The sequence below is a fragment of the Oxalicibacterium flavum genome (assembly GCF_014635065.1).
GTDB classification, from domain to species: Bacteria; Pseudomonadota; Gammaproteobacteria; order Burkholderiales; family Burkholderiaceae_D; genus Oxalicibacterium; species Oxalicibacterium flavum.
In genome coordinates this window covers 274,340-282,266 of record NZ_BMCG01000006.1, presented here as the reverse complement: position 1 = coordinate 282,266, position 7,927 = coordinate 274,340, and the positions used below count along the sequence as shown (strand labels likewise).

General features: G+C 58.9%; 9 protein-coding genes. 1 reads left to right on the top strand and 8 read right to left on the bottom strand.

The features are described from left to right. Positions 1-264 (top strand): 4Fe-4S dicluster domain-containing protein (locus IEV38_RS15135; RefSeq protein WP_188397545.1); only part of this gene is annotated, 264 nt, incomplete at its 5' end. A gap of 61 nt (positions 265-325) precedes the next feature. On the opposite strand, the gene IEV38_RS15130 is transcribed toward IEV38_RS15135, so the two are convergent. The 8 genes from IEV38_RS15130 to nuoI all read right to left on the bottom strand — a co-directional run bounded on the left by IEV38_RS15130 (position 326) and on the right by nuoI (position 7,919). Next, entirely contained in the window at positions 326-895 is a 570-nt protein-coding gene (locus IEV38_RS15130; protein ID WP_229729073.1) for an NUDIX domain-containing protein, read from the bottom strand. 17 nt (positions 896-912) lie between these two features. Next, positions 913-1,218, bottom strand: a complete 306-nt coding sequence (locus tag IEV38_RS15125; RefSeq protein ID WP_188397543.1) for a DUF2818 family protein — start codon at positions 1,216-1,218, stop codon at positions 913-915. 18 nt (positions 1,219-1,236) lie between these two features. Beyond that, positions 1,237-2,721, bottom strand: coding sequence for an NADH-quinone oxidoreductase subunit NuoN (nuoN, locus tag IEV38_RS15120; protein ID WP_188397541.1), 1,485 nt, complete (start codon positions 2,719-2,721; stop codon positions 1,237-1,239). A gap of 61 nt (positions 2,722-2,782) precedes the next feature. Then, on the bottom strand, positions 2,783-4,273 hold the full coding sequence (locus IEV38_RS15115; RefSeq protein ID WP_188397538.1) for an NADH-quinone oxidoreductase subunit M: 1,491 nt from the start codon (positions 4,271-4,273) through the stop codon (positions 2,783-2,785). A gap of 21 nt (positions 4,274-4,294) precedes the next feature. Then, positions 4,295-6,397 (bottom strand): NADH-quinone oxidoreductase subunit L, encoded by a 2,103-nt coding sequence (gene nuoL, locus IEV38_RS15110; RefSeq protein ID WP_188397537.1) that lies wholly within the window; start codon positions 6,395-6,397, stop codon positions 4,295-4,297. Positions 6,398-6,426: 29 nt separating this feature from the next. Further along, complete coding sequence (gene nuoK / locus IEV38_RS15105; protein WP_188397585.1) at positions 6,427-6,735, bottom strand: NADH-quinone oxidoreductase subunit NuoK; 309 nt, start codon at positions 6,733-6,735, stop codon at positions 6,427-6,429. Positions 6,736-6,745: 10 nt separating this feature from the next. After that, positions 6,746-7,390 (bottom strand): NADH-quinone oxidoreductase subunit J, encoded by a 645-nt coding sequence (locus IEV38_RS15100; RefSeq protein ID WP_188397535.1) that lies wholly within the window; start codon positions 7,388-7,390, stop codon positions 6,746-6,748. 40 nt (positions 7,391-7,430) lie between these two features. Beyond that, entirely contained in the window at positions 7,431-7,919 is a 489-nt protein-coding gene (nuoI, locus tag IEV38_RS15095; protein ID WP_188397533.1) for an NADH-quinone oxidoreductase subunit NuoI, read from the bottom strand. Positions 7,920-7,927: the final 8 nt, after the last annotated feature.

Below are 7,927 nucleotides of genomic sequence, written 5' to 3'. Positions count from 1 at the left end.
GCGGAGAACGAGCCAATCCACCTGACACTGAAGGATCCGACGATCCCGGTGACGGTGAACCTGGCAACCTATGCTGGTCCGGAGGCGCGCTACTGCCCGGCGGCGGTCTATGAGTTCGTGAAGACCGAGACCAACGAGGACAGATTGCAGATCAATGCGCAGAACTGCGTGCATTGCAAGACCTGCGACATCAAGGATCCGCTGCAGAACATCGTGTGGGTCACGCCCGAGGGCGGCGATGGGCCGAATTATCCGAATATGTAAGGTTCCGCCCCACAAACAAAAAGCCGCTGACAAGCGGCTTTTTTATTGGAATGCTCAGACATCAGGCAGGCTGCCATTCTCCCGACAGAATCTTCTCGATCCAGAATGCGCCGATGATAGTCTTCACGTCGGTGACTTCACCCTTGTTGACCCAGGTCAGCAGATCGTCGTTGGATGCGGTGAAGGTATCGAGGAATTCCTCGTCGTCGAGCTTGCGTTCGCCCGCCGTCAGACCGCGCGCCAGATAGATGTCGAGAAATTCGTCCGAGTACGCGATCGCGTTGTGGATCTTGCAGACGAACTGCCAGTCGCTCGCCGTGTAACCGGTCTCTTCCAGCAACTCCCTTTTCGCGCAGGCCAGCGGGTCTTCGCCCGGATCGATTTTCCCGGCCGGAAACTCGATGAAGACGCGTCCCAGCGGATAACGGAACTGCCGCTCCAGCAGCACCCTGCCGTCGTCGAACAGCGGCAGGATCACCACCGCACCCGGATGCGGGATGTATTCGCGCGTGGCAGATTTGCCATTCGGCAGCCGTACCGTGTCCTTGATGACTTTCAGGAAGGAGCCGTCGTAGGCAACGCCGCCGTCGATGCGACTTTCGTTGAGATGATCGTCACTGGCCATGTTCATTTCTCACTCAAGCAGATTCAGCGTCGCTTCCTGCGCAGGTAGCGCAGGACGAAACCGGGATAGGCAAATACCAGGAACAGGCAGCCGGTCACTGCATAGAACTCCCAGCCCTGCGCAAACACGCTGCCGATACGGGATTCCATCAGACGCGCAACGACGCCAACAAACAAGTAAAGCGCCAGCAATTCAAGCAGGCGCCACCAGACGGGCTTGACGGCCCGCCTGACAGGAATCACGGCGAACAGCCGCTCATTGAAGAAAGGAAGGTTGGCGCAGAACAGCGCCAACAGAATCACGAACCAGCTTGCGAGGGAAACATCCACTGCAACCGGTTATCCGGATCAGGCTGCCAGCGTACCGGCAATCGCGACCACGCAGGCGCTCATCAGCGGCCCCGGCAGCAGGCCCAGCACCAGCACCGAGATACCGTTGATGCTCAATGCCACGCGCACGTCCGGGCTGGCCTCGATGACCGTCGTATCGGCAGCCTCATCGAAGTACATGACCTTGACGATGCGCAGGTAGTAGTAGGCACCGATCAGCGAGAACAGCACCGCAAAGATCGCCAACCAGATCTGGCCGGTTGCCAGCACGCCCTGCAGGACCGACAGCTTGGCGTAGAAACCGACGACCGGTGGCACGCCAGCCAGCGAGAACATGAACAGCAGCATGACGAAGGCAAACCACGGGCTGCGCTGGTTGAGACCCTTGAAGTCGTCGATGTTCTCGGCTTCGAAACCGGCGCGCGACAGCAGCATGATCACGCCGAACACGCCCAGCGTGGTCAGCACGTACGTGATCGAATAGAACAACGCAGCGCCGTAGCCGTTGGTGACGGAACCGTCTTCCGCCGTCACCACGCCCGACAGCAGGCCCAGCAGCACGAAGCCCATCTGCGAGATCGTCGAATAGGCCAGCATGCGCTTGATGTTGGTCTGCATGATCGCGGTGACGTTACCGATTGCCATCGACAGCACGGCCAGAATGGTCAGCATCTGCTGCCAGTCGATCGACAAGGCAGGCAATGCTTCCACCAGCAGGCGGATCGTGATCGCGAACGTCGCCAGCTTGGGCGCACCGCCCAGCAACAGCGTGACGGCGGTCGGCGCGCCCTGATAGACGTCCGGTACCCACATGTGGAACGGCACCACACCCAGCTTGAAGGCCAGACCGGCAACCACGAACACCACGCCCAGTACCAGCACCGGCTTGTTGACGGCGCCGGAAGCGATGGCAGCGGCCACTTCGGTCAGGCCGAGCGAACCGGTCGCGCCGTACAGCATGGAGATACCGTAGAGCAGGAAGCCGGACGCCAGTGCACCGAGGATGAAGTACTTCATCGCGGCTTCGGTCGAGACCGCGTGATCGCGACGGATCGCCACCAGGGCGTACAGCGACAGCGACATCATCTCCAGACCGAGGTAGATGATCAGGAAATTATTGGCCGAGATCATGACCATCTGGCCCAGCAGCGAGAACAGCGCCAGCAGGTAGAACTCGCCGCCCTTGAAGCCGCCGACCATCTCGCGCTCGGCCGCATAGCGACGCGAATAGACCAGCGTCAGCGCCACGGCGAGGTAGGAGAACAGCTTCAGGATGTTCGACATCGGGTCCGACACGAACATGTTGTTGAACGAATAGGACGTCTCGCCATTGCCCAGCCCGCCGAACGTGATGAGTCCGCACACGCCCATCGCGACAATCGAGAGGACGTAGGTGACGTTGCGTTTGGCATCCTTCGCAAACAGATCGATCAGCAGGATCACGGAAATCGCAATCGCCAGAAAGATTTCGGGAAAAGCCGGTGTCAGATTCAAGTTATTCATGTTTCGCGATGGTTATGCGTTCAGTTGGCGGCCCCTGCGACCGCCGTTACTTCACCGTTCGTTAGTTGAGTTTCGAGATCGAAACGTGCTGCAACAGGTCGGAAACCGAGGTTTGCATGACATCCGTGAACGGCGCCGGCCACAGGCCCATGCCCAGCGTGCAGATGGCGAGCACGCCCAGCATCAGGAATTCGCGCTTGTTCAGGTCCGTCATCTCGGCCACGTGATGATTGGTGATTTCACCGAAGATCACGCGCTTGGCCAGCCACAGCGAATAGGCTGCGCCCAGGATCAGGGCGGTAGCCGCCAGGATGCCGATCCAGAAGTTGTACTCGACTGCGCCCAGGATCACCATGAACTCGCCGATGAAGCCCGAGGTTGCAGGCAGGCCGGCGTTGGCCATGGAGAACAGGATGAAGAACGCGGCAAAACGCGGCATCACATTGACCACACCACCGTACTGCGCGATTTCACGCGTATGCATGCGGTCGTACAGTACGCCGATGCAAAGGAACATCGCGCCGGAGACGAAGCCGTGCGAGATCATCTGCACGATGGCGCCCTGCACTGCCATGTCGTTGAACATGAAGAAGCCCAGCGTGACGAAGCCCATGTGCGCGATCGACGAATAGGCGACCAGTTTTTTCATGTCGGCCTGCACCAGCGCCACCAGACCGATGTAGATCACCGCCACCAGCGACAGCGTGATGACGAAGCCCGACAGGTAATGGCTGGCGTCCGGCGTGATCGGCAGCGAGAAACGCAGGAAACCATAGGCGCCAAGCTTCAGCATGATCGCGGCCAGCACCACGGAACCACCGGTCGGCGCTTCCACGTGGGCATCCGGCAGCCAGGTATGCACCGGCCACATCGGCACCTTGACCGCGAACGCCATCAGGAATGCCAGGAAGATCAGGATCTGCTCGTTCATCTGCAGCGGCAGGACATGCCATTTCAGGATGTCGAAGCTCTTGCCCGATGCGAAATACAGATACAGCATCGCCACCAGCATCAGCAGCGAACCCATGAAGGTATAAAGGAACAGCTTGATCGAGGCATAGACACGATTGGCACCGCCCCACACGCCGATGATGATGAACATCGGGATCAGGGTCGATTCGAAGAACACGTAGAACAGCATGCCGTCGAGCGCGCAGAACACGCCGATCATGATGCCCGACAGGATCAGGAACGAACCCAGGTACTGCGACACGCGCTTCTCGATCACTTCCCATGCCGCGATCACGACGAAGATCGTGATGAAGGCCGTCAGCACCACGAACCACATCGACAGGCCGTCAACGCCGAGCGAGTAGTTGATGTTGAAGAGTTCGATCCACTTGCTCTTCTCGACGAACTGCATGCCGTGAGCGGCCTTGTCGAAACCGCAGATCAGCGGCAGCGTAACGAGGAAGCTGACGATGGAACCGACCAGCGAAACCCAGCGCGACAGCCCCGGATTGTCATCGCGGCCGATCGCCAGAACAAGTGCGCCAAACGCAATCGGCAACCAGATCGCGAGACTCAAAATAGGAAATGTTGACTGCATCATATTTTTATTTGCTTCGCTAACTTATTTGGCGAACGATGGGAATGGCAGGAAGTAAATCAGGAAACCCAGCACACCGAGGATCATGACAAACGCGTAGTGATAGATGTAGCCCGTCTGCAGCACGCGAATGACACGCGAGAACCAGCCCACCAGCTTGGCGCTGCCGTTGACGATCAGGCCATCGATCAGCGTCTTATCGCCGACATTGGACAAGCCGCCGCCGAGCAGACGCGCACCGCCCGCCCAGAAGAACTCGTTGAACTTGTCCATGTAGTACTTGTTCTCCAGCAGCGTATGGATGGCGCGGAACTTGTTGTAGAACCAGGCCGGAACGCGCGGGTTGATCATGTAGCAGTAGTACGCGGCCACCACACCACCCAGCGCCAGCCAGAACGGTGCGGTCTGCAGGCCGTGAATCGCCATTGCCATCGCGCCGTGGAAGATCTCGTTGAGTTCGGCCATTGCGCCGTGCTTCGGATCGACGAAGATCACGTCCTTGAAGAAATCGCCGTGCAGCATCGGCTCGATCGCGAAGTAGCCGATCAGGACCGAAGGAATTGCCAGCAGGATCAGCGGCAGCGTCACCACCCACGGCGACTCGTGCGGCTTCTGGCCCGGTGCCAGACCATGGTGCTCTTCGTCATGCGCGTGATCGTCGTGCGCATCGTGGGCATGGTCGTCGTGGTGATCGGCCTTGGCATGCGCATTGTCATGATCATGCGCGTCATGGTGCGCATGTTCCTTGCCGAAACGCTCTTCGCCGTGGAACACCAGGAAATACATGCGGAACGAATAGAACGCCGTCACGAAAACGCCGGCCAGCACCGCGAAGTTGGCGAAGCCCGAACCCCAGATATGCGTTGCGTGCACCGCTTCGATGATGCTGTCCTTCGAATAGAAACCCGAGAACAGCGGCGTGCCGATCAGCGCCAGCGAACCCAGCAGCGAGGTGATCCAGGTGATCGGCATGTACTTGCGCAGGCCGCCCATGTTGCGGATGTCCTGATCGTGGTGCATGCCGATGATGACCGAACCCGCGGCCAGGAACAGCAGCGCCTTGAAGAATGCGTGGGTCATCAGGTGGAACACCGCGACCGAGTAGGCCGATGCGCCGAGCGCGACCGTCATGTAGCCGAGCTGCGACAGCGTCGAGTACGCAACCACGCGCTTGATGTCGTTCTGGATGATGCCGAGGAAGCCCATGAACAGCGCCGTGATCGAACCGATGACGAGGATGAACGACAAGGCAGTGTCCGACAGCTCGAACAGCGGCGACATGCGCGACACCATGAAGATACCCGCCGTCACCATGGTTGCGGCGTGGATCAGCGCGGAGATCGGGGTCGGACCTTCCATCGAATCCGGCAGCCAGACGTGCAGCGGGAACTGCGCCGATTTACCCATGGCGCCGATGAACAGGCAGATGCAGGCAACGGTCAGCAGCGCCCAGTCGGTGCCAGGCAGCGACAGTTGCGCGAGCTCGCCCTTCTTGGCGAACACTTCCGCGTAGTCCATCGAACCCGCATAGGCCAGCAGCAGGCCGATGCCGAGAATGAAGCCGAAGTCGCCGACACGGTTGACCAGGAACGCCTTCATGTTGGCGAAGATCGCGGTCGGCTTCTTGTACCAGAAGCCGATCAGCAGGTACGACACCAGACCCACCGCTTCCCAGCCGAAGAACAGTTGCAGGAAGTTGTTGCTCATGACGAGCATCAGCATCGAGAACGTGAACAGCGAGATGTACGAGAAGAAGCGGTTGTAGCCTTCGTCCTCTTCCATGTAACCGATCGTGTAGATGTGCACCATCAGCGACACGAAGGTCACCACGCACATCATCATCGCCGTCAGGCTGTCGACCAGGAAGCCGACTTCCATCTTCATGCCTGCCACCGTCAGCCAGGTATAGACGCTGCCGTTGTAGGTCGCGCCGTCCTGCACCAGCATGAAGGTGTGCGCCGACAGGATGAAGGCGATCAGCACGCCCATGATCGTCACGGTATGCGACGTCTTGCGGCCAATCAGATTGCCGAAAAATTTGGTACCAAACAGCCCTGCGATCATGGAGCCGACGAGCGGCGCCAGTGGTACGGCCAGAAGGAGGTGTGGGTTAAGTTGCCCCGCCATGATCAACCTTATTCGTTATTGTTCGGAAATCAGCCCTTGAGGCTATCGAGATCTTCCACATTGATGGTATCCAGCGTACGGAACAGGGACACCAGAATGGCAAGACCAATTGCAGCTTCAGCAGCAGCCACGGTCAGAATGAAGAAGACGAAAATCTGACCTGCCGCATCTCCGAGGAAATAGGAAAAAGCCACGAAATTCATGTTCACCGCCAACAGCATCAGTTCGATGGCCATCAGCAGGATGATGATGTTCTTGCGATTCAGAAAAATGCCGACGATCGAGATCGCGAACAGGATCGCGCCGAGAATCAGATAATGAACGAGCGATAACTCCACAACACTCCCCTTATTTTTGTTCTGCCGACGGGGCAGCGGATTGATTGTCGCCACTGTCGCGGTTCGACTCTGCCTTCATCTTCACGATGCGCACGCGATCGGAAGCGCGCACACGCACTGCATCACCCGGCGCGTAGTACTTGCTGTCCTTGCGCTTGCGCATGGTCAGCGCAACGGCCGCCACCATGCCCAGCAGCAGCAGCAGGCCTGCGAGTTCGAATGCGTACAGATATTCGGTATAGATGAGCTTGCCGAGTTCGCGCGTGTTGCCGATCATGTCGGCACCTGCCGGCACGGCGACGTCGGCAGTCCAGAAGGCCTGGAACAGGACGGCTGCCATTTCGAGCACGATGATCACACCCACCGTCGCCGCCAGCGGCAGATAGCCCCAGAAGCCTTCACGCAGCTTGCTGAGCTTGATATCCACCATCATCACGACGAACAGGAACAGCACCATGACGGCGCCCACATAGACGAGCACCAGCACGATCGACAGGAACTCGGCCTTGATCAGCATCCACAGGGCGGATGCCGATGCGAAGGAAAGCACCAGAAACAGTGCCGCGTGAACCGGATTGCGGTCGGTGATGACGCGAATCGCCGCGAACACCAGGATCGCTGCAAACGCGTAGAACAAGACAGTTGTAAATTCCATAGTCAGCCAGAAAGTCAGCGCAACGCCGCCAAATGATTAATCAACGATAGGCCGCGTCGGCGGCACGCGCAGCGGCGATCTCGGGTTCGAAGCGATCGCCGACGGCCAGCAGCATTTCCTTGGTGTAGTACAGATCGCCGCGCTTTTCGCCGTGGTACTCGAGAATGTGCGTCTCGACGATCGAGTCAACCGGGCACGACTCTTCGCAGAAACCGCAGAAAATGCACTTGGTCAGGTCGATGTCATAGCGCGTGGTGCGGCGGGTACCGTCGGCACGCTGGTCCGACTCGATCGAGATCGCCATTGCCGGGCAGACTGCCTCGCACAACTTGCAGGCGATGCAGCGCTCTTCTCCATTCGGATAACGGCGCAGCGCGTGCAGACCGCGAAAACGTATCGATTGCGGGGTCTTCTCTTCCGGATACTGGACAGTGACCTTGCGCGCGAACATGTAGCGGCCGGTGAGCGCCATGCCCTTGAAGAGCTCGCGCAGCATCAGGCTACCGAAAAAATCCTTAATTGCTTCCATCTTGGCTT